The sequence below is a fragment of the Ruminococcus sp. N15.MGS-57 genome, assembly GCF_000980385.1.
In the GTDB taxonomy this organism is placed as follows: Bacteria; Bacillota; Clostridia; order Oscillospirales; family Ruminococcaceae; genus Hominimerdicola; species Hominimerdicola aceti.
This window is the reverse complement of sequence record NZ_LARF01000001.1, coordinates 32667-54277: the sequence shown is the minus strand read 5'-3', so window position 1 is coordinate 54277 and position 21611 is coordinate 32667. Positions and strand designations below refer to the sequence as shown.

The 21611-nt window shown below is 44.1% G+C and carries 20 protein-coding genes; 2 read left to right on the top strand and 18 right to left on the bottom strand.

Annotation, left to right across the window (positions count from 1 at the left end; all coding sequences use genetic code 11):
* Window positions 1–7: 7 nt before the first annotated feature.
* The 7 genes from WS40_RS00230 to WS40_RS00200 form a co-directional block, all read right to left on the bottom strand.
* Entirely contained in the window at window positions 8–340 is a 333-nt protein-coding gene (locus WS40_RS00230) for a L7Ae/L30e/S12e/Gadd45 family ribosomal protein (protein ID WP_022287256.1), read from the bottom strand.
* Window positions 333–602: an RNase P modulator RnpM gene (gene rnpM / locus WS40_RS00225; protein ID WP_038672821.1), complete on the bottom strand. Its 270-nt coding sequence runs from the start codon at window positions 600–602 to the stop codon at window positions 333–335. Before rnpM ends, WS40_RS00230 begins: the two co-directional genes overlap by 8 nt.
* Entirely contained in the window at window positions 592–1668 is a 1077-nt protein-coding gene (gene nusA, locus WS40_RS00220; protein WP_117892165.1) for a transcription termination factor NusA, read from the bottom strand. The genes rnpM and nusA overlap by 11 nt, the downstream gene beginning before the upstream one ends.
* 73 nt (window positions 1669–1741) lie before the next feature.
* Window positions 1742–2236, bottom strand: a complete 495-nt coding sequence (gene rimP / locus WS40_RS00215) for a ribosome maturation factor RimP (protein ID WP_038670204.1) — start codon at window positions 2234–2236, stop codon at window positions 1742–1744.
* Window positions 2237–2451: 215 nt separating this feature from the next.
* Window positions 2452–2850, bottom strand: a complete 399-nt coding sequence (locus WS40_RS00210; protein WP_022287252.1) for a hypothetical protein — start codon at window positions 2848–2850, stop codon at window positions 2452–2454.
* A gap of 39 nt (window positions 2851–2889) precedes the next feature.
* Window positions 2890–3807 carry an LCP family glycopolymer transferase gene (locus tag WS40_RS00205; protein ID WP_046439154.1) on the bottom strand — a complete coding sequence of 306 codons (918 nt, stop codon included), beginning with the start codon at window positions 3805–3807 and terminating at the stop codon, window positions 2890–2892.
* A 122-nt stretch (window positions 3808–3929) separates the two neighbouring features.
* The gene (locus tag WS40_RS00200; RefSeq protein ID WP_325208337.1) at window positions 3930–4586 is read right to left on the bottom strand and encodes an SLOG family protein; all 657 of its coding nucleotides are present in this window, start codon (window positions 4584–4586) and stop codon (window positions 3930–3932) included.
* 80 nt (window positions 4587–4666) lie between these two features.
* On the opposite strand from WS40_RS00200, the gene alr reads away from it, so the two are divergent.
* Together alr and WS40_RS00190 are read left to right on the top strand one after the other, a co-directional pair.
* Window positions 4667–5830: an alanine racemase gene (gene alr, locus WS40_RS00195; RefSeq protein WP_046439152.1), complete on the top strand. Its 1164-nt coding sequence runs from the start codon at window positions 4667–4669 to the stop codon at window positions 5828–5830.
* 16 nt (window positions 5831–5846) lie between these two features.
* Window positions 5847–7124, top strand: a complete 1278-nt coding sequence (locus WS40_RS00190; RefSeq protein WP_046439150.1) for an amidohydrolase — start codon at window positions 5847–5849, stop codon at window positions 7122–7124.
* A gap of 99 nt (window positions 7125–7223) precedes the next feature.
* Here WS40_RS00190 and WS40_RS00185 read toward each other — a convergent pair whose 3' ends face one another.
* From WS40_RS00185 to WS40_RS00135, 11 genes are all read right to left on the bottom strand, one after another.
* The gene (locus WS40_RS00185) at window positions 7224–7988 is read right to left on the bottom strand and encodes a zinc ribbon domain-containing protein (protein WP_046439148.1); all 765 of its coding nucleotides are present in this window, start codon (window positions 7986–7988) and stop codon (window positions 7224–7226) included.
* A 35-nt stretch (window positions 7989–8023) separates the two neighbouring features.
* On the bottom strand, window positions 8024–8527 hold the full coding sequence (locus tag WS40_RS00180) for a hypothetical protein (protein WP_046439146.1): 504 nt from the start codon (window positions 8525–8527) through the stop codon (window positions 8024–8026).
* Window positions 8528–8594: 67 nt separating this feature from the next.
* Complete coding sequence (locus WS40_RS00175) at window positions 8595–9356, bottom strand: zinc ribbon domain-containing protein (protein WP_046439145.1); 762 nt, start codon at window positions 9354–9356, stop codon at window positions 8595–8597.
* Window positions 9357–9534: 178 nt separating this feature from the next.
* Entirely contained in the window at window positions 9535–10365 is an 831-nt protein-coding gene (locus tag WS40_RS00170; RefSeq protein ID WP_046439143.1) for a purine-nucleoside phosphorylase, read from the bottom strand.
* Between the two features lie 14 nt (window positions 10366–10379).
* The gene (locus tag WS40_RS00165) at window positions 10380–13331 is read right to left on the bottom strand and encodes an ABC transporter permease (protein WP_325208336.1); all 2952 of its coding nucleotides are present in this window, start codon (window positions 13329–13331) and stop codon (window positions 10380–10382) included.
* A gap of 42 nt (window positions 13332–13373) precedes the next feature.
* The gene (locus tag WS40_RS00160; protein ID WP_022287242.1) at window positions 13374–14426 is read right to left on the bottom strand and encodes an efflux RND transporter periplasmic adaptor subunit; all 1053 of its coding nucleotides are present in this window, start codon (window positions 14424–14426) and stop codon (window positions 13374–13376) included.
* Between the two features lie 259 nt (window positions 14427–14685).
* The gene (locus WS40_RS00155; RefSeq protein ID WP_038670186.1) at window positions 14686–15735 is read right to left on the bottom strand and encodes a carbohydrate ABC transporter permease; all 1050 of its coding nucleotides are present in this window, start codon (window positions 15733–15735) and stop codon (window positions 14686–14688) included.
* A gap of 12 nt (window positions 15736–15747) precedes the next feature.
* Window positions 15748–16830 (bottom strand): carbohydrate ABC transporter permease, encoded by a 1083-nt coding sequence (locus WS40_RS00150; protein WP_302834896.1) that lies wholly within the window; start codon window positions 16828–16830, stop codon window positions 15748–15750.
* Window positions 16830–19307 (bottom strand): DUF5696 domain-containing protein, encoded by a 2478-nt coding sequence (locus WS40_RS00145; protein ID WP_046439135.1) that lies wholly within the window; start codon window positions 19305–19307, stop codon window positions 16830–16832. Before WS40_RS00145 ends, WS40_RS00150 begins: the two co-directional genes overlap by 1 nt.
* A gap of 26 nt (window positions 19308–19333) precedes the next feature.
* A complete protein-coding gene (locus WS40_RS00140; RefSeq protein ID WP_046439133.1) occupies window positions 19334–19963 on the bottom strand; it encodes a Yip1 family protein in 630 nt (209 codons plus the stop codon).
* A 1-nt stretch (window position 19964) separates the two neighbouring features.
* Complete coding sequence (locus WS40_RS00135; RefSeq protein ID WP_147338059.1) at window positions 19965–21575, bottom strand: tetratricopeptide repeat protein; 1611 nt, start codon at window positions 21573–21575, stop codon at window positions 19965–19967.
* Between the last annotated feature and the right edge of the window lie 36 nt (window positions 21576–21611).

Sequence of the window (21611 nt, the reverse complement as noted above, 5' to 3'; positions counted from 1 at the left end):
ATAAATGCTAAATGCTATAAAACTCATTTTCGTCTATAGGGATCTCCTCAAGCCCTTTGGCGCAAGCCTTTGCGAAGCCTCCCTCGCAAATAGCGACAACGCCTGTTCTTTTGCCAAGACCAAAATGGATATCGTCCATTGTCATGCCAAGACTGTAAAGCTTTATCCCGTTTTTGTAGCAGTTGAACTTTATCTCTTTAAGAGATTTAGGTGAAAAATCCGTTGCCGCAAACACTGCGCAGGCTTTGCCTGTATTGCAGGCGTCCTTCACCATATCCATACCCATTACAAGCTTTCCTGCTTTTCTGCACATTGTAACAAGCCCTATTTTATTATTCATTTTCCCTAAGCTCGCCCTCCATGCTGTTATATATATCCTCGCTTATCATGCAGGAAAAGCTTCTTTCAAACTTTCTTGCCTTTCTTGCTTTTTCAAAGCATTCGACGCTTTTGCATATATAAGCGCCTCTGCCTGATTTTTTGCCTGTGAGGTCAAGGGAGATATCCCCCTCTTTTGACTTCACCACTCTGATAAGCTCTCTCTTGGGTTTCATTTCGCCGCACCCAAGACACATTCTCATTGGTATCTTCTTAGTTTTCATCATCAGCAGCCTCAGCCTTTGCAGAGCTTTCGGATACGATATCTATTTTATAGCCTGTCAGACCTGCGGCAAGCTTTGCGTTCTGACCCTTATTACCGATAGCAAGTGAGAGCTGGTTATCTGGAACAGTAACACGGCACTCTCTTACGCCCTCCTCTTCGCTGAGAACAACGTTTATTACCTCAGCCGGAGCAAGAGCCTTTGCGATAAACTGTGCAGGGTCTTCGCACCAATTGATAACGTCTATCTTCTCGCCCTTAAGCTCGTTCACAACAGAAGTTATTCTTGACTTTCTAGGACCGATACAAGCGCCTACGGCGTCAACATTAGGGTCCTTTGAATAAACCGCTATCTTGCTTCTTGCACCTGCAACTCTTGAAATAGCCTTTACTTCAACAGTGCCGTCTGCTATCTCAGGAACTTCAAGCTCAAAAAGTCTTTTAACAAGCTCTCTGTGAGTTCTTGATATCTTGATAGAAGGCTTTCTGTCAGGATTTGCGATACCCACAACATATACCTTGATGATATCTCCTGCCTTGAGTGTTTCGCCTGGTATCTGCTCGTTTCTTACAAGATAAACTTCGTTCTTGTCGATAGTAAGTATAGCGTTCTGAGTAGCAGGCTCGACCTTCTGAACTGTGGCAGAAACGCACTCATGCTCCTTATCGTGATACTGCTCGATAAGTCTTGCTCTTTCAAAATCCTTGATATCGTGCTTGATAGACTGCTTTGCATTCTGAGCGGCAACTCTGCCGAACTTTGCAGGGTCGAGAGGTATCTCCACCATATCGCCCACCTTGATGTTAGGGTCATAGACCTTTGCTTCGTCAAGGAAGATCTCATTGTCAGGGTCGTCAACATACATAACGTCCATAACTTCCTTGAGTATCCTTATATCGAGCTTTCCTGTAACAGGGTCGATATCCACTCTGATATTCTCACAGTAAGGATAATCCTTCTTGATAGCCTTTTCGATACCTGATTTTATTTTCTCAATAAGTATATCGCTGCCAATATTATTTTCCTTTTCCAAATCTGTCAGAGCTTCAAAAAATTTGCTGGTCATTTCCTTATTCATTTTCTGATCAATCCTTTCACACTTGATTCGGGCTTTGCCCATATTTATTAAATTTCTTCATTCAGAACAGGTCTGCGTCATCATTGAGCTTTACATAAGCACAATCTGCAAGCTTGAACTCTACATTCTCCACGCCGTTCATGTCCTCGTCCAGCTTCTGACAAAGTATCTTATCCTTGTCATATCCCACAAGACCCACAACGAACTCTTTTTCGCCGTTTTCGTCAGGTCTTATGAGCCTTACTCTTATAACGTCGCCTATGCAGACCTCAAAATGCTCGGGTCTTCTAAGCTCTCTGCCAAGTCCGGGACTTCCGCACTCCAGCACATAGCTCTGAGATATAGGGTCTGCCTCGTCAAGAACCTTGTTCATCGGTCTTGTGAAAGCCTCGCAATCGTCCATATCTATGCCGCCGTCCTTGTCGATAAGCACCCTGAGGTACCACGTTGCTCCCTCCTTTTCAAACCTTACGTCCCAAAGGAAAAAGCCAAGCTCGTCTGCGATAGGCTGTGCAAGCTCTCTTACTTTTTCTACCGTAGTTTTCTTTACTTCCATACAGCACCTCCGTTAATGCTTCACAAAGCAAAGCCATCAGGCTTTGCCATGAAAAAAAGCCCCATACAAAACCAAAAGACCGGAAGTCAAGTTCCAGTCTTTCATTAAAAGCCTATTGTGATTATTATACCACACAAAACAGTTTTTTGCAAGGACATTCAAAAGTTTTTAATGAAAAGAATTAAATATTATGTTAATAGTCCGTAAACATTTCGTCAACTGACGTTCTTTTCATTTTCCTCAGGGATATCCTTAGGTTTTGCTTTTTCTTTATCCACGGGTTTCTTCACTGTTCCCTCGACGAAATCCAGCGGAACGGTGAACATTATTCCCGTATTGGGCTGAGATAGATCGCCCACAGTATTATAAACTATCTTTCGTGCGGTATCGAGCTGATTATTTTTTATTACTGAGAGGATAGTTCTGTTATCCTCTTCACCGCTGAAAAGTCCTCGGATAGAGGCGCTGAGAAAGCTGCTGTCAAGTCTTGAAAGGGTCATTGCCATACCTGACGACTCGATTATAGTCGCACCCTTTATGCCTGCTGCTGAAAGTCCCTCCAGCAAATAGTCAAGCACGTCTGTTTTATTAAGGATTATGACCAGAAGTTTCACGTTATATCGCCCCCTGTTAAAATTTCAGCCTTTACGTTTTTACTTCTCCGCTGCTGACGGTGCAGTATCTTTGAGCATTGTCTGAACGCTCTCCTTGAACTTATCAGACACCTTAAAGTGAGAATCGTCCGTCCACTCGCCCTCTGGCACAAGAGCTTCTGCAGGAGTAAGGTTCTGATCCAGCATATCCTTGAGATACGACTTTTCTTCCTTATACTGTGCACTTGTCCAATCGGTATCGCTGTTTGCGGTGAATATATTATAGAAGTTATCAAGATTATCCTTAGTGATATTCGTCTGCTGGAAAGCGTTGTTTATAAGCATTGTCACCGCAGTTCCAAGAAACTTCATATTACCGTTCCTGCCCTCTTTGAAAACAGGATACTGACAGATAAGTCTTATCTGATGACCGCTGAGGTTAGTCAGATCGCCGCTTGGGATAGCGATATCGTTCTCGTCATTATCCTGAGAGAGATAGTAAAGTTCCTCATCAGGAGTATATGTAATTCCGCCCACAATATCCGCCGCATTCTCGAATGCGTCATTTGTGAGAGAAACGTAATTGTCTATAGTGATACCGAAAGTGTCTGCAACGGCTGCTTTAAGCTTCACCATGCCGCCCTCTTCGTGTATCTCACGCATTGTCTGGCTTCCGCTCACTGTGAACGCTGAAACAGGCATTATGATTATCTTCTTTGCGTCCGGTGCAACTCTTATGACTGTTGCGTCTGCAAGAACGCCCTTGCTGTTCACTCTTGCAAAAAGGGTATTATAAACCGGGCTTTTTATGCCTGCGTCGCTGTCGCTGTCATCATTGCCGATAACACCAAACTCTCTGAGGGCATACAGTGCAAGCATGCCGATAACAAAGAGGAATATTATCATCGTTATGAAGTAGACCAGAGCGATAGGAGCCTGAGATCTTCTTTTTTTCTTGTGAGCTTTCGTCTGAGCCATGTTATTGATCTCCTTACTTTCAAATATATACAGGCAGGCATACTGTCCGCCATATTTTCATATATAAACTTTTTCGGAAAAATTCTCGAAAACTATTGAACAATTTGCAATTTAGGTGTAAACTAAATAGGACGGCTGTCTGAGTCTGAGTCGATATAAAAAACAGGATTATCGTCAAGGCATATGATGTTCAGCGTAAGGCCTGCACGCTTTGCCATGTTTATGGTCTGCAAAGTGCCTGAGCCTTTGGCTTTCTCTTTTATGACCCCGATCAGACGAGAGGAATGTTCAACCATAAAGCTGTTTCGCTTTTTATAACAGCCGTTTTCATACTTGGGGCTTGTTATCACGACCGCACTGCAAGAGTTCAGAATAAGCGAATATGTATAGCTGTCCAAGGGTGTTTTCATCTCTGTACGCTGACCTGCATAGGGCAGAACGCACACGAGCTTCATATCCTTATATTCGGGCTGAGCCGAAAGGCTGTGGACTATCTCAGCACAGCGCAGGTCGATACCTTTTGACATACCTGATATAAAAGTACGGCAGCCTTCGCTATATGCTTCCTTTATCATAAGGACGAGCATACTCAGGAGATTTTTCATACCCTGCTTATGGACATCGCCGCCGAAAGGCAGATCCCTGTCCCTATGACCTGTAAAGCAGCAAGAGGTATCTCGATTGCAGAAAAATTCTTCTGCGGGGACGATATTACTCACATCAAAGCCTCCTGAAAAATTTGGCGACACAATGCCCATGATAAGAACATTATAACACATTGATTTATCTTTTTCAATAGAAAATGACAAATATTTTGCGCAAAGGCACAATTATAAAACCGAAAGGGAAGAAAAATAAAATGGATTTTTTGAAGAGAGCATGGGCTGAGGTAGATCTTGACAGCATTGAATACAATCTGAAAGAATACCGCAGGCTCATAGGGGAAAAAACAGAGATAATGTGCGTTGTAAAGGCGAGCTGCTACGGACATTTTGACAACGGGGTAGTTCCGTTTCTTGAAAACGAGATGGACATTCGCTGGTTTGCGGTATCGAACATACACGAAGCCCACAGGCTCAGGGATATGGGCATAAAGGGCGAGATACTCATTTTGGGCTACACACCTCCCGAGAATGCTAAGTGGCTCACAAAGCTTGACATCATTCAGGCTTGCACAGAGCTTTCATATGCTAAAGCACTTTCAGAAAACGCTGACGGCAAGGTACGCATACACGCCGCTATCGACACGGGCATGACGAGGATAGGTCTTCACGGGGAAACCGACAAGATATACGGTGAGCTTAAAGAGATATCAAAGCTTGAAAACATTTCGCTGGAGGGCATTTTCACCCACTATGCGGTGGCTGACAGCCTGAGAGAGCAGGACGAGGAATACACAAAGGCGCAGACGGAGAAGATACTTGCCGTTGCTGACAAGTGCGAAGCAGAGGGGCTTCACCTTGAAAAAGTGCATTTTCTCAACTCAGCCGGCGGAGTATACTATTATAATGAGAGAAGCTCTCTTGCAAGGCTTGGAATAATACTTTACGGACTTTATCCTGACCCTGCAAAGGCTCTTCCTTTTGAGCCAAAGCCTGCTATGGAATTTAAGGCGGCTGTTGCGCAGGTAAAATACATAGACAATGGCACTGACGTAAGCTACGGCAGGACTTACACTGCAAATGGCAAAGTAAAGCTCGCAACTGTTACGGCAGGCTATGCAGACGGATATCCCAGAGCGCTTTCAAACAAGGGATATGTGCTCATCAATGGAAAGAAATGTCCTATCACAGGCAGGATATGTATGGACCAGTTCATGTGCGATGTAACTGAGGTAGAGGACGTAAAGGCAGGGGACGAGGCTGTCCTCATAGGCTCACAGGGAAATGAAAAGATAACCGCCGATGATATCGGCAAAATGACAGGAACGATAGGCTACGAGATAGTTTGCGGAATATCTGCAAGAGTGCCGAGAGTTATCTCACGCCACGGAGAGCAGACGGCTGTTCTTGAAATAGAGTAAGGGAGGATAAAGAGCCATGATAAGATTTTTCGGCGGCAGGGTAATGACCCTTGCCAACGGCATAGAAACGCAGGATATAGAGGTCTGGACGGAAGGCTCAAAGATAGTTTTCGTTGGCAAGCCTAAGGCTGAGGAGCTTGACGGAAAGGTTTTTGAACGTGAATATGACCTCAAGGGAAATCTCCTTATGCCGTCATTCAAAAATGCGCACACTCACTCGGCAATGACTTTTCTGCGATCATATGCTGACGATATGCCTTTGCAGGACTGGCTTTTTAAGCAGATCTTTCCAATGGAAGCAAAGCTTGACGGAGAGAAAGTTTACTGGCTCACAAAGCTTGCTATACTTGAATATCTCACAACAGGTTGCACGGCGGCATTTGATATGTACTTTGAGCTTGACGATTATGTAAAAGCCTGCACGGAAAGCGGCTTCCGCTCTGTGCTTTGCGGTGCGGTAAGCGGTGACAAGTCTAATCTTGAAAGGCTTGAAAACAACTATCTGAAATACAACAATGTTGACCCTCTTATAAGATTTATGCTTGGCTTCCATGCAGAATACACCTGCGAAAAGGAGCTTATGGAGGGCGTTGGCAAGCTTGCGGCAAAATACAAAGCGCCTGTTGCAATGCACAACTCGGAAACTGCAAAAGAAGTCAGAGAGTGCATAGAGAAATACGGCATGACGCCAACTGAGCTTTTTGACAGCTTTGGAATTTTCGACTTTGGCGGTGCAGGTTTCCACTGCGTTCACATGAGCGACAAGGATCTTGAGATATTCAAAAACAAGGGCGTATGGGCTGTTCACTGTGCAGGCTCTAACGTAAAGCTTGCGAGCGGCATTGCGCCTATCGTAAAAATGCAGGATATGGGCATAAACATTGCTATAGGTACTGACGGTCCTGCAAGCAACAACTGTCTTGATATGTTCAGAGAAATGTTCCTTATGACAGGATTGCAGAAGATAGCTTGCGATGATGCTTCTGCCTGCCCTGCTGACTCGGTGCTGAAAGCGGCAACTGTAGGCTCTGCAAGGGCAATGGGGCTTTCTGACTGCGACATTATTGCAGAGGGCAAGCAGGCTGACCTTATCGTTATCGACCTTTTTCAGCCTAATATGCAGCCTCTTAACAACATAGGCAAAAACCTTGTTTACAGCGGCTCAAAGCAGAACGTAAAGCTCACGATGTGTGCAGGAAAGGTGCTTTATGAGGACGGCGAATTCAGGATAGGCGAAGAGCCTGCTGTTATTTACAAGAAAGCTAACGAGATAATCGAGAGCATGAAAGATTAAATGTAGGGGCGGCCTTGGGTCGCCTTTATCTTTTACGCAAACACTGTGTTGACACACAAAAAAAGGGACGCTTTGAAACGTCCCTTTTTACATTATATTCTATTCTTCAAAGAAAAATGCTTCGTTTGCAGGATAGTCTGTTTCGTCCGTGAGAGTTACCACTGCACAGCCATTTGAGCTTTCGTCCTTTTTGCCGAATATCTGATCTCTGAAAAGCCAGAAAACGTCAACGCAGATAACAGCAAGTATAAGAATGATAAGTATTATCGGCACAAGTGCGCCTGCACCCTTTCCAGGTGTAACACCGTTCATTTGATTCATCTGATTTGGCTGTGGCATTGCGTTGTTCACAGGCTGAGCAGGCTGCTGATAGCCCTCTGGTGTAAGAACTCTTTCAGGCTGAGGCTGTGGGGCAACGTTCGGTGTTTCCGCAACTGTTGGCGTCTGAGGTATTTCCACAGTTCTTGAAGCCATTGCAACTTCCTCGGCTGTCGGCTGTGCAGGCTGAACAGGCTTTGCAGGCTCTTGCCCTGGCAGATAAACGCTGTCCATAGTCGGCATATCAGGAGTCGTTGGCGGAATAGTCTGATTTTGCACGGGAGTATCGTCAAAATGCAGCTCAGGCACTTCGATAGACTCCATTTCAGGATTTCTCTCGTCCACTACAGGCTCGTCGGCAGGCGTTTCGTCCTGCGGCACGGCTGTTCCGCAGACGTTGCAGAACTTAGCCCCCGCATTAAGTGTATTTCCACACACTGAGCAGACCTTGCTCTTTATAAGCTTCTGTGGCATTCTTGTTCCGCAGGCAGCGCAGAACTTTGCACCGTCGGCAACAGGCAGACCGCATTTTGGACAATTTTCCATATTAATACCCTCTTTTCATATTATTATTGATCCCCTCAGCCCTTTTGGCTGAGATCAAATTTTTCGATAACTTTTCCGAAAATATACCAGTTGTTTTCTATTTTGACCACTGTTATCTCACGGCTGGCAGACAGCTCGCCGCTGTCAGTAGTCTCTGTGAGCTTTGCTGTCATTGTAACAGCTTTTTTGATAGTCACATTTTTGTGATAGCTTTCCTTATAGCTTTTTTCAAGGTCTTTCAAGCCGTCGCTGTCAAGCTCTTTTTTATCGCTGAGCTTATAAGAAAGCTCCGTTTTTTCCTTGCCCCTTGTGAGAAGCGTTTCCGCAAGAGCTTCGTTATAGCTGTCGCTGTTTTTATACTCCGCCTCCGCTTCTGGGGTAAAGCAGGAAAGATATGACTGCGTATCGCTATACTGCGCCGCTGTGACAAGTGTCGCCACGGGCTGTTCATATCCCAGGACCGCTCTTTCTTCCTCTCCGCAGGAGCAAAAGAGTATTGCCACACACAAAAGCATACACAGCACTGATAATTTTTTCATTGTGCAAACACCGCATTTTCAAAAACGGGCGGAAAATTCTCCGCCCGTTACTGATCGTTTATATATCTTAGAAACCTGTGCTTATTGGAAGGTCGCCCTCGTCCAGAAGTACCCATGTGCCGTCCATCTTGCCAACAATAACAGTTGTCTTGTCGGTCTTGTCAGCGTCTTCGCCTTCGATAGTATACTTGATCTTTACCTTATAAGCCTTTGTAAGCTTATACTTCTTAGCCTTTTTGCTGCTGAGTATTGACGCAACGTCTGAAACTTCGTTATAGCTGTCGATATCGTCTGAGTCTACCGCAGTCTTTTTAACTACCTCATAGCTTATCTCAGCGTCATCACCGTATTTCTTTGTAAGTCTGTCTCTCTGCTTTTCAGCCTCTTCATCAAAATCCTCGTCGCTTATATCAATGATACCGTCCAGAGCGTCTGCCATATCCTTATAATAAGGAGGCATAAGCTCTTCATAAGCCTTACCGTCACCGTCATTGAGAACGTCCATAACGTTATTGATAGGAGTTTTCCAGCTTCCGCCGCCGAATATCATGCAAAGGATAACAACTACCAGAATAACAAGCACGAGCAGAACTGCCAGAACTGCGATAGTGAGCTTATTAGGCTTGTTTTTCAGATTTTTGATGTTTTCAACAGAAACAGCGTCCTTTATAGCATTCATGTCGATATTCTTGGCTGCCTGCTGAAGATTTGCCATTGGTGAAGCGGTCTGCTGTGCAGGCTGCTGAGGTGCTATTGTTGCACCGCACTGAGTGCAGAAAGTCGCATTGTCATTAAGCTGAGCTCCGCACTGTCCACAAAATTTTGCCATATGATTATCTCTCCATATTCTTGATATATTTTTTGAAGATACTTACTTCATAATAATATATTAAACTAAAGCGTTAGATTTGTCAATAGTTTTTCACAAAGTTTAGCAAAAAAGTACACATCATCAGCCCTTTTCGCACATTTGTTACATATTATTTTGAAAAAGCTGTTACAAAGCCTTAAAGCTGTTTACCTATTCTTATGATGCTTTCAGTGATAAGCTTTTTGAAAAGGGGAGCAGCCTTGTCTGCACATTCCTGAACTTCAGCATGAGTGAGAGGATTATCCGTCATGCCTGCTGCAAGGTTTGCAACGCAGGATATTCCGCAGACTTTCATGCCTGCATGATTTGCGGCGATAGCCTCGCAGGCTGTTGACATTCCCACTGCGTCAGCACCGATAGTTCTTGCCATTCTTATTTCCGCAGGGGACTCGAAAGACGGTCCGGTGAGCTGGAGATAAACGCCATGGCGGAGGGTTATGTCAAGATCCTCCGCTGCACCTGAGATGATATCCCTGAGCTTTTTGTTATATATCTCGCTCATATCAGGAAATCTTGTTCCAAGCTCGTCGATATTCTTGCCGATAAGAGGATTAGGAACAAAGCTTGAGATATGGTCTGTTATAAGCATGAAGTCGCCTGCCTTGAAGCCTGCGTTCACTCCGCCCGATGCGTTTGTAAGGAAAAGCACCTGTGCACCCAACATTCTCATAAGTCTTGCAGGAAGCACAACGTCCTCCATTGCATAGCCCTCATAATAATGCACTCTGCCCTGCATTATAACAACAGGCACTTCGCCAACATATCCGAAAACGAACTGACCCTTATGACCCTCTACGGTAGAGGTCGGGAAACCCTCTATATCCTTATAGCTGAGGGTGTATTTCACGTCTATAGAATTTGCATAATCGCCAAGACCTGAGCCAAGCACAAGGGCTATCTTTGGCTCAAAGTCTATTTTGCTTTTTACGCACTCATAACATTTTGTAAGCTTTTCATAAGCTGTCATAAAATTTCCTCCTATCAATCCTCACCAAGCTTCAACGCCTGACTTATCTTTATCTTCTTTATAAGTCTGCCAAGCACCACAAAGGCTGTGAGCAGCATTACTCCTATAACTGCATAAAGCTTCAGATAGTCGCTGCGTTCAGGTATCACTGCAAACGGCGGCACTGACTGGCTTGCGTCGAAGATGCTCTGGAACAGCGGTACGAAAAGGTCGCTGGTTATGCCGCCGATAAAGATAGCGGCGAATATTGCAACGCCTGACACCAAAAGCTGTTCATAGACTATCATCATTATTATCTCTCTGAACTTCATTCCCATTGCTCTTAGGATACCAAACTGCAAAGTCCTGCTCTTTATGGAGAGTATCCAATAGATAAGGAAACCTATTATGCACATCACCATGATGATGATAAAGCCGAGAGTGAGAGCGCCGTTCATGCCCTGGAGCATAGGGTCGTTTTTCTTTTCTATGGTCTGCTGGCTTGCAGATTCAAGGGTGAGGGGTTTAATGCCTGCTTTGTCTATTGAGTCATAAAACTCCTGAACGGAAGCTCCGTCTTTGAGCTTGAACCATACCTCATAAGGCTCCATGCTTGTCTGAACGTTCACATAATCGTAGTTCATAACGGCAAAGTCCATATAACCGCCGTTTTTCGCCTCTTTATAAGGGCTTAGTCCCGGCCAGTAGTCAACAAAGGCAAGGACGGTCACTTCAAAGGGCTCGTTTCCGCCCCACTTACACTCTACAGTATCACCAAGCTCCAGACCGTAGCTCTTGAAGCTTGAAGAGAGGATAACTCCCGGGGTATACTCTGCGAGGGCGTTCAGGTAGTTATTTAACTGAACTGGCAGAAGTCTGTCCTCAAATTTGCAGACCTTTGAGAAATCGCTTGGCACTATGGTCATAAGCTGGACATTGCTTGTTGAGCTTTTGCCTGAGCTTGTGTCAACGCTTTGGTCAAGGAAATCGTCACGGGTCTTTTCCTCATCGTCAGACTTTGTCTGCTGTCTTGGAACGTTCATTTTGTTTGAAGATATGGTCACGTCGTCTTTTCTGAAAACCTTTGTGACATTTTCCACTCCTGCGAGCTTTTCAAATCGCTCAAAAACAGGCTCTACATATTGTATGGTAGTTTCTGTATCTTCTTCGTCGCTTTCCTCGGAAGTCTGCTTTGTGCCTGATTGAGCTGCCTGAGATGCGCTTTGAGGAGTGGTCTGCTGTGCAGATTCTATTTTACTGCTATACCACTGCTCTGTAAGAACAGCGTCGCAGCCAACCCCATAGGCAACGCTTTCCTCGGCATTTCTGTTCAAGGCTCTTGCGGTATTGGCAAAGAACACGCCCAATGATACAGTAAGAACAAGGAACAGCATCAAAAATCTTTCCCTGCCCGTTGAGGAGCGACCGATATTAGTCAGTGAAACATACTGTGCAGGCGACCACACTCTTCTGCCTATTCTTGCGAGAAGCCTTATTATATAAGGATATATCCTTATAAGAAACAGACCAAGGCCAAGTATAAAGGCAGTGGAAGCCACGAACATTATAGGATTTACTGTTGCGGTGGTGTCTGTTACGCCTTCTGCAACAAGCTTTTCCTGAGTTTTGTTGTAATAATAAAGCCAGCCAACTGAACCGCCCACAAGGATAAAATCAAGGCAGACCTTTTCCCACAGAGCGTGCTTTTTCTTTTTGGCTTTTGACTGCTTATGCTCAACAATAGTTGTTTTTGTGGCAGGAAGGATCGGTATCATAGTTGTGACAAAGAACACTGCCACGGCTATTGCCGCATAGACGACAGCTTCTATTGTCATATGCACAGGGAGCGAACGCCTGTTGACAAACTCCAAGAATCCGTTTGACGCACCAAGTACCTTGCAAAGTCCAAGACCTGCGAATGGTCCTATTATAACTGTCAGAACGCCCAGTACGAGAGATTCCAGAGCATAAATGCCCATTATCTGCAAGCGGCTTGCTCCACGGCTTTTGAACACCGCTATCTCGTTACGCTCCTGCTCAACGTTGAGCTGCGACACCATAAAGAGATAGAATATTATCATAAGTATGACAGGTATCTGCAAAAGCCACAAAACAAGCTGGAGCTGTGATGAACGGCTCTCATAGTCCTTGAGGATATCTGAGGCAGGCATCGAAAAGCCTATGGAATTTTCACCAAAATAGGTCTTTTGCTTTGCTATCATTTCGTTTGTGCTTGCAAGGTCAGTCATATTCATGGAAGCATAATCCACCGCATAGTTATGGACAGCCTTTGTGATATTCACAACGCCAGTATCAACGCAATCCCCGAGCATTGTGTCATAATCTGTAAAGACAACGGCTGTATACTGAGAATCAAGACCCTCTGCCCAATATGCGTCATTTTCGTCCTTAACGTCAAAAACGCCCACGATCTCTATTTTTATTGACTTGTTATCATCAAACACGTCGGCTATCTCATATACTGTGTCTATAGCAAGCTCTGTGCTTTTCATGGCTTTTTCTGTGGCAACGCACTCGTAAACGCCGTCTGAACGCTTGCCTGCAGTGAACATTCTGCCCTGCTTTATGCTGATATGGTCGGAAATATCCGTCATACCGCCGAGAGTGAATCTTGCCTGCGAATTGCCATCTGAAACGGCAAGTGAACGCACATAGAGATACTCGTCACTTATATACTTCTTATCAAGCTTTTCAGGCAGACCAAGCTCCTTGAACTTAGCCTCCACTTTGTTATTATAATTCTCAACAGCTTTCTGCTGCTCACTGCCTGAGATATCCATTTTCAATCCATAGCTGGTATTATACGCACCTGGATAGATCTCATATTCTGTCTGGAACGACTCAAGATCCTTTACAAGCATTCTTTGCAGAGAAGCGTTCATATAAATAGGGATAGTGCTCATCATGGCAGACGCCATAACAAAGCCTATCAGCAGGCAAAGCACCATCCATTTGGTGTTTCGCATTTTACGGAACAATAAGGTGAACATAAGCTTATCCTTTCAAACCTATCTGATAACAATTTCGTCGCCCTCTTTAAGGCCCGATTTTATCTCGGTCTGAGAGCCTGTAGAAAGTCCTGTTTCCACTTCAACGGCAGTTTTTTCACCGTTTTTCAGCACATAAACTACCTTTGTGCCGTCAACCTTTTTTATCAGATTATTTGAGATAACGATAGCGTCCTTTACGCTGTCAAGGACAAGTATCGTATCTGCAAGCTGACCCACTGTTTCCGCAGGGGCGGTATCCTTGAAACGAACATAGATAGTATCCGCCTGATAATCTATACCTGTATCGTCAACATTGTTATGATCCTCTTTCTGCTCTTCCTGATAATCCGCAAGCTTTTTAGGAGTCATAAAAACAACACCGTCATAATAATCCTCGCCTATCCTTATCTGCACTTCTGTGTCGATATCATACTGGGTGAGGTCGTCGGGCTGTATTGCGATATAAAGAGCCGAAGTGTCTATAACAGTTGCGATAGTCTGACCCGGATTTACGTTGTCGCCTGCTCTTACGTCAGAGAGTGACGAAACAACGCCGTCTATAGGTGATTTCAGGCTTGAATCCTCCTTCTGAGCCTGCAATTTTTCAAGCTCTTTTTCAAGGAGCTGTACGTCAACATAAGCAGAGTCTATCTCTGCCTGGGAGCCGCCGCCTTCATAAATTATATCAACATTAAGCTTTGCTTTTTCGAGATAAAGCTGTTTTTCTTCTATCTGATAGTCAAGGTCATATGTATCAAGGTCACAGATAACATCACCCTTTTTGACCTTATCGCCTGCTTTTACATAAAATTTTGACACTGTGCCACTCTGCTTTTCATAAGAAAGAGTATACTGATTTTCCGCTGTGACAGTGCCCGTTGCGACTATCTTCTTTTCAAGGTCTTTTTTCTTTGCCGTCACTGTGGAATATGTAACATCGCTTGCCTTCACGGTCGGCGCATCGAGGACTTCCTCCTCGTCAGGAAGCAGATAGCAACCCCCTGCGGAGAGGCACATTATCGCTGATACTGCGGCAGCAAAAAGCTTTTTTAAATCAACTTTTATATTCATGTTCAGACTCCTAACTGAATATTTTTATAAACAACTTACCATGGGCAATAATACCCAAAGTAATTATATCAAAAAAAAGATGTTTTTTCTATACACGATTGTACTAAATTAACCTGACATTTCAAAGCAATATGCACAATTGCGTTGCTTTATATATGTACAAATTTAATAAGTCTTAAATATATGAACATAAAAAGGGCTTCACGCAAAAAAAAGTCCCGCACCGAAGTGCAGGACTTTTGATAAGCTTATTTGCAAATTAGTTTGCAAGACCTGATCTTTCAACACCCTCGATAAAGTATCTCTGGAGAAATACATACATAATAAGGATAGGTGTGATAGAAAGCAGACAACCTGCTTCAAGCCATACGATTATCTGTCTTACAGATACCGCCTGACCGTCGAAGAGCTGCTGAGTCAGGTTTGTATTCAGGTTCTTCAGCATAAGAGCAACAGTGTCGTTCTGTGTGAAGAATGATGATGATACATAGTAGTCGTTCCAATACCAAACGATAGAGAACAGGAATACTGTCAGGAACGAAGACTTTGCGTTAGGACACATGATAACAAGGAATGTTTTCAGTGGGCTGCAGCCGTCGAGGTATGCAGCATCTTCAAGCTCCTTAGGAAGTCCTCTGAAGAACTGACGGAAGATGAAGATAAACAGACCTGCACGGAGTCCGTTTGCAAACAATGCAGGAAGATACATTGTCCAACCGCTGTTGATAAGCGATGTTGATTTGCCAAGTGTGAATACCTTAGCGAGCCACGCTGGCTTGAAGTAAGCATACTGGAGGTAAAGAGGGATAGTTGTGATCTGTGGTGGTACGATGATCATAAGAACAACGATACCGAACAGGATTCCCTTACCTTTGAACTTAAATCTAGCGAAGCCGTAGCCTGTGATAGAGCAGGTGATAACCTGAAGGACAGAGGCCACGAGGTTAAGGATAACTGTGTTTACAACAGTATCTTCAAACTTCATTACTCCCCAAACGTCCTTGATGTTATCAAGTGTGAAGCTCTTAGGGATCCAAACTACTGACGGGTCGTTCATCTGCTCATTTGGTCTGAACGCAGTCGAAAGCATGAATATCAGTGGATAGAGGATTACGAAGCACAGACCAAACAGGATAAGGAACCTGAAGAACGGCCAAACCATTCCGATCGCTCTTCTTCTTCTGTTATAGCTGATCTGCTCAGGGGTGAGATATTTCTCAAGACCCTCCTCTTTCATCTTCTTATAACGGGCTTTAATAGCAGCCTTTCGTTCTTTTTCGAACTCTTTTTCTTCTTTTTTAGTTGCCACTTAAATCCCCCCTTATTCTACTTCATAGTAAACGAACTTATTAACAAGTGCTACGACAAGCGCAAGGAATACTGCTACGATAAGGAAGTATGCCCAAGCCATTGCCGCTGAGTAGCCATGCTCCCAGTTGCTTGCCTTGTTAAGAACGATCGTCATAACTTCGTTCTGTGGATCGACGAATGAGTCAACGATTGTATAAACCACGCTTGAAAGTATCATTGGGCTGATATAAGGAATTGTGACTTTCCAGAAGAACTCCCATGAAGTTGCACCCTCGATCTGGGCTGCTTCCTTAGCTGAGAGCGGGATACCCTGAAGTGCTGAAAGCACCAGAAGTATCTGGATACCTGAGTTCCATACAAGGTTCAGGATGTCGGTGGTCAGCGAGTTTATTATCTCAGTGAGCTTATCACTGATGTTGTAGATACCGAGGAAGTTCAGCAGCTGGTCAACGAGGTCAGCCTCGAACATTGAGCTGAACTGCTCAGATCCGCCTGCGTATCCGCCTGTGCTCATGTTACCGTTGATGATGTCGATAACAGGACCTGTAGCGATGATAACAGGGAGGAAGAATACTGATCTTGCGAATGTTCTTCCCTTGAATTTCTGATTAAGGATAACTGCGATAAAGATAGAGAATATGAGGATAAGAGGAGTTCTCAAAACCGTATTCTCGATCATTGCTACCAGAGCCTTGGAATAATCCTGATCCTTACGGAAAGCGTTTACATAGTTTTTCCAACCGATAAAGGACATTTTCATTCCGCCCTGAGTTACCTCAGTTTTGTTGAATGAGTAAATGAGAGATTCTATAAGAGGCAGGATAAAGAAGTAGATAGTACCCAGCGCCCAGATCGCTATAAATCCATAGCCGTAAAGTCCTTTTCTTCTTTCATAAGAAAGTCTGTGCTTCTTTTCCTTCATCACAGGTGCAGGAGCGGCTGCCTCAGCGGCAGGCTCTTCTGCGATTATCTCCTCTGTTGAAATTTCTTCTATAACAGCCTCAGCGTCATTTTCCTTTTCGACTGTATCTTCAAGATCCTCAGCCTTAACAGCCTCGATCTCTTCAGGAGTGTTTTTGATCTCTTCGCTCATTATTTTGTCAAACCTCCTTCTATACAATCTGCAAGGTCATAGACCTCTGTGCCTACGGTAGCTGTTGCGTTCTTCTTATCAACACTGATAACAACGTCTGAAGCTCCGTCCTTTGAATAAGTTGTGGTAAGAACGTTCTTGTCGTCGCTCAGCTCATACTTTGTGATCGTATAATCTGAAACGCCTGAAAGTATGCTGCTTACCTTTTTGTACTGATTAGCCGCAAGATCTGTCCAACCTGCATAGTTTGAATAATACAGGTCGTCATATTCTGTATCCTGAAGCGTATCAGCGTCAGCGTATGTCATATCATAGTGTATCTGTGAGCCTGAAGCCAGTGAAAGCAGGAATGTTTCATCTGAATTTGAGCTCTTATTGATAGGTGTTGAAGCGTAGTCAACATATCCGTGAATGACCATCTGATAGAACGGGATATCGAAATCTGTTACATTGAATCCACTGGAGTAAACAGGAACGTTTGAAACGTTTGTTACATATGGGAGAACGTAAGAGTTCGCACCGTCTGCGAATACTGTACTGATCTTCTCGCTTGCACTCTTATAGCCGTCAACGACAGTATTCATGGTCTTGCTTCTGCTTGAAGGATCCTTCTTTGAATAGTCAGAAACAAGCTTTGTTGAATAATCACCGAAACCGATAGAAGTGAGCTTTTCATCAGTATAGCTCTCGAGCATTTCTGTGAACACATTCGAGTACTTGTTTGGTGTGAGCAGAGCAGGTGAAACTCCCTTTTCTGCAACACCGAATGCCGGACTGTATGATGACTGTCTTGAATAAGCATTTGAAACTCTGATAGCTGTGCTTGTAAGAGTCATATATCCCCATGAACCGCTGTCCATCTGGAAGTTGTTCATTGAAGGAACGATCTTCATATTATCGTCCTTTGAGATAAGCTTATCGAATGCGCTTGAACCGCCAAGCTTGCCGGACGGAGATACCTCTGTGGATATCTTGTTCTTGATAGAGTCATTTGTCCAGTCGTTATAGTTGACAGTTATGTTGTCAACTCCGCCGTCCTTGAGGATATCAAGTATGTCGGAAGCCTGATCGAAGCCGGTGATCTCTGTTTTAAGATTGAATGGGATACCGAGAATAGAAGTATCCTTCATAACGCCGCCATAAAGGTCAACGTAAAGATCGCTCTTATTTGCCTGAGCCTTAGCTGTAAGACCCTTATTATTGATAAGGTAGTTTCTGTAGACCTCAGCACAGTCTGCGTAGTTAAGATCCTCGCCGTTGTCTGAATCAACAGGATAATAACGAACTCCAAATCTCTCAGTCTTTATTCCGTTCTTCTCGAACACTGTGATCTTGTTTGAGTTATCACCGCTCATGAAGAATGAGTCAGAGCTTCTTGTTTCAAACTCGAAGTAACAAGTGTTGTAAGCCTGCTTTTCCTGTCCGCATACCTGAGCGTGAGCATAAACGTTTGACTCACCGTCAGAAGCAACGCAAACAAGTCCGGATGAACCGCTTACTGTTGCAAGGACCGGCATATAAGCCTGCTGAGTAGTTCTTGGAGCTGTTATTGGAACGGCTGTATAATCTCTGCCGAATACCTGCTGATTATAGTCAGCGTACTCAGTCTTGCCGTTATTGTAGTTTATTACAGCACCGCTTCCGTCAGGAACTATCATATAGCCTGTCGCAGTTGAATCAGCAGCGCCGAAATTAGGGCAGAACTCGATCTTTGTAAGCACCTTTCCGTCTACCTGAGAAGTGTTTTTCTCCTCGATCTCATCTGAATCGCAGTAAACATAAAGGTTATCGTCCTCAAGAACATAGTGTATCTTGAGCTTCACTCCATCAGAAACGTAGTTATATGTAGCAACAACGCCGTCTGAATTTTTCTCCCATTTTACTTTTGCCTTGTTGGAGTAAACCGGAGCAGGGGACTCTGTTCTCTTTTCCTGTCTAAGGTCACCGACTTTGATAGCTGCACTTGAAGCGATCTGCTTTCTCTGGGCATTTTTCATTGCTGTGCCCTTTACAGTGTCGATAATGGTCTGGTCAGCCTCAACATTTATAGGCGAAGTCCACCAATACTTACCTGAAGCCTTTACATAAAGACAAAGTCTTTCGTTTTCTTCGTCAAGATAAAGAGCTATCTTGTCGTTCTCTGTTATCTTTTCGCACATTGCAAGAGCTTCTTCGTCAGTTATAGGCTGAACCTCGTCGTCCTTGCTTGCTGTAGTAGTTGTTTTCTCATCGGCTGCTGAGTCTTCAGCAGCTTCATCGCTGCTTTCATCGGCAGTAGCTGCTGCGTCGGAAGCGTCAGCTGAGCTTGTATCATCAGCCGCTGAATCGACACTGCTGTCAGTATCCTTTACTGCGGCGCTTGAATCAGCCTGGCTTGAACTCTCGTCAGTGGAAGAAACCACCATTGACCCCAGAGGCATCAGCATTGTAAGGCAGATAGCAAAGACAACTGCTTTCTTGTAACTTTTGTTATGCATTTATTATTTACACCACCGTTTCTGTTTTAGCCTCTGATCCTGTACATGATCTCAGTATAAACTGAGTAACCGAATACATATACCTGCTGGAACAATGAAAGGAGAAGTATCGCAAGGAATAATATAAGAAGCATTGCGATGATCGTACCAATAATTGAAGCAAGTGTTTTTCCGAATGAATACTGGTGAACGGCTCTCATTGCCTGCACCATAAGGATAACAGACCAGCCGATGCCAAGATACTGGATAGCTGTGATCCAGATCGACTCGTCCTGCACCAGAACGTTTGAGAAGATCACTGCTATGAATGTGCAAACGATGTAAGGAACGAGAGAATATGCAGAATAGATGCAGATCTTTTTAAGTGTACCTTCACCGTCGAGAAGTGTGCATATTGCCCAGTTGCCGAGTACCCAAGTGAAGAAGTAAACTACAGACTGAACGATAAGCGGAACAACGTTGAATACTTTAACGTAGCTGTCATTGAACTGGAAGCCTGTAAGCTGTCTGTCAACGACCATTGCAATAAAAAGGAAGAGAACTATTATCATAGAGATCTTTATAGAACCCTGCTTTTTCCACCTAAGGTCCTCAAAGCCCTCAACAGGGTGGAAAACGCAATGCTTGAGCCAACCTACCGGAGTAAATTCATACATATCAGTTTCCCTCCTTCTTTTTGCGCTTGATGAGCTTTATGCCCTTTTTCTTAAGAACTGCCTTTACGATGAGCAGAGCGATCAAAACGATAATAACTATCATTATCACTGTGAAGTTATCTCTGAGCCATTCTTCTCTTGCATATTTGAATGCCTTATCGTAATCGTCCTGATCGTAAGCTGTTTTGAAGTAATCAAGAGCCTTCATATACTCGCCGTCGTTAAGGCAAGCCTTACCAAGTCCGACATAAGCCATTGCATAGCCGCCGTCTCTCTTTATAACTTCTTCCCAATCAGCCCTTGCGTCTGAGTATCTACCCTCGTCATAGAGGAGAACTGCTCTGTGAACGACATTACCAAAAGTTGTTTCAGTATAAACTGTGATATCGTTCTTTGTTCCGTCAAGGATATAGACCTCGTTGCCTCTTGCCTCGATAGCGTTTGGTCCAAGGAAGCTTCCTGCCTGATCGGAGGTGGAGTTCTTTGTACCAAAGATGCAAAGAAGATTACAGAGCTTATCATACTGGAACACTCTGCCGTTTTCATAGTCAAGAACATTTATTGTTCCGTTGTCAGAAACGCAGATATCTGTAAGTCTGCACTTATAAGTTTTATTTGTTGTTGAATCATACTCTGAAGCAACGTCACCGAATGAATACTCATCGCCGACTGCGTTGTCCCAGATGTTATAACCTGCTGGGTTAAGCTTCTTAACAGCGTCGGTCGTAGTATTTGCAGCCTCAGTAACAGTGTAGATAAATCCGTCTGCGTCGATATCGAAGTTTGCATACTCGACAGGAACGTTTCTTGTCATTGCTGAGATCTGCTCGTTTGAAGCGATCTTTCTCCACAGCTTCTGAGCGATAACGGCAGCTGTTACCTCAACTCGGTTAGCACCGTAGAATCCCTGGAACTCGCCGTCCTTATTGAACTGAACAGAACCTGTGTTTACTGACTTACAAACAACGTAGATATTCTCTGCCTTATCTGCAAGTATCTTTGAAGGGTTGAATGTTTCGGAATCATAAAGCTTTGTGTCAGGCTTTGTGTATTCCTGCACCAGAGTCATTTCTGTGCCTGACTCAACAGTACACTTAACAGCCCTTGAATTGTCTGTATCTGCGATGTAAACATAAAGCTTATCATCAAAGATGCTCTTTTTGACATATATGCCGTTAGGATTAAGGAAGGTCGATCTTCCGTCCTCGCCTACAGATATTTCTGTAGAGCCTGTGAATCCGGTATAACAGCCTGTTACCTTAAGATCAGTATCAAGACGGAGTATTCTGTTGTTGCCTGAATCGCACACCCAGAAAGTATCGTTGTCCTGATCGTAAAAGAGGTCTTTTGCATCTGAGAGCTTTGCAGGAGCGTCATCGCTTATATAAAGCGGGTCGCTCGGATCTGAAAGCCTGTCAAGACCCATATCTGCACCTGTTACAGTCTTTTCTACACGGTAGGCACTCTGCGATGGGATCGCATCGTCCCAATAGTCGTAGTTATAGGCTGTATAAGGCTCATCTGCGAAAGCAGTCACGGTCATGGTCAGCGCCAGACCTGCTGCAAGTGCCGCAGAGATCATTCGTTTTAGAGAGATTTTATTTCTCGACACTACTTATCACCTTTTTTCCTTTTCTATAATCTAAGT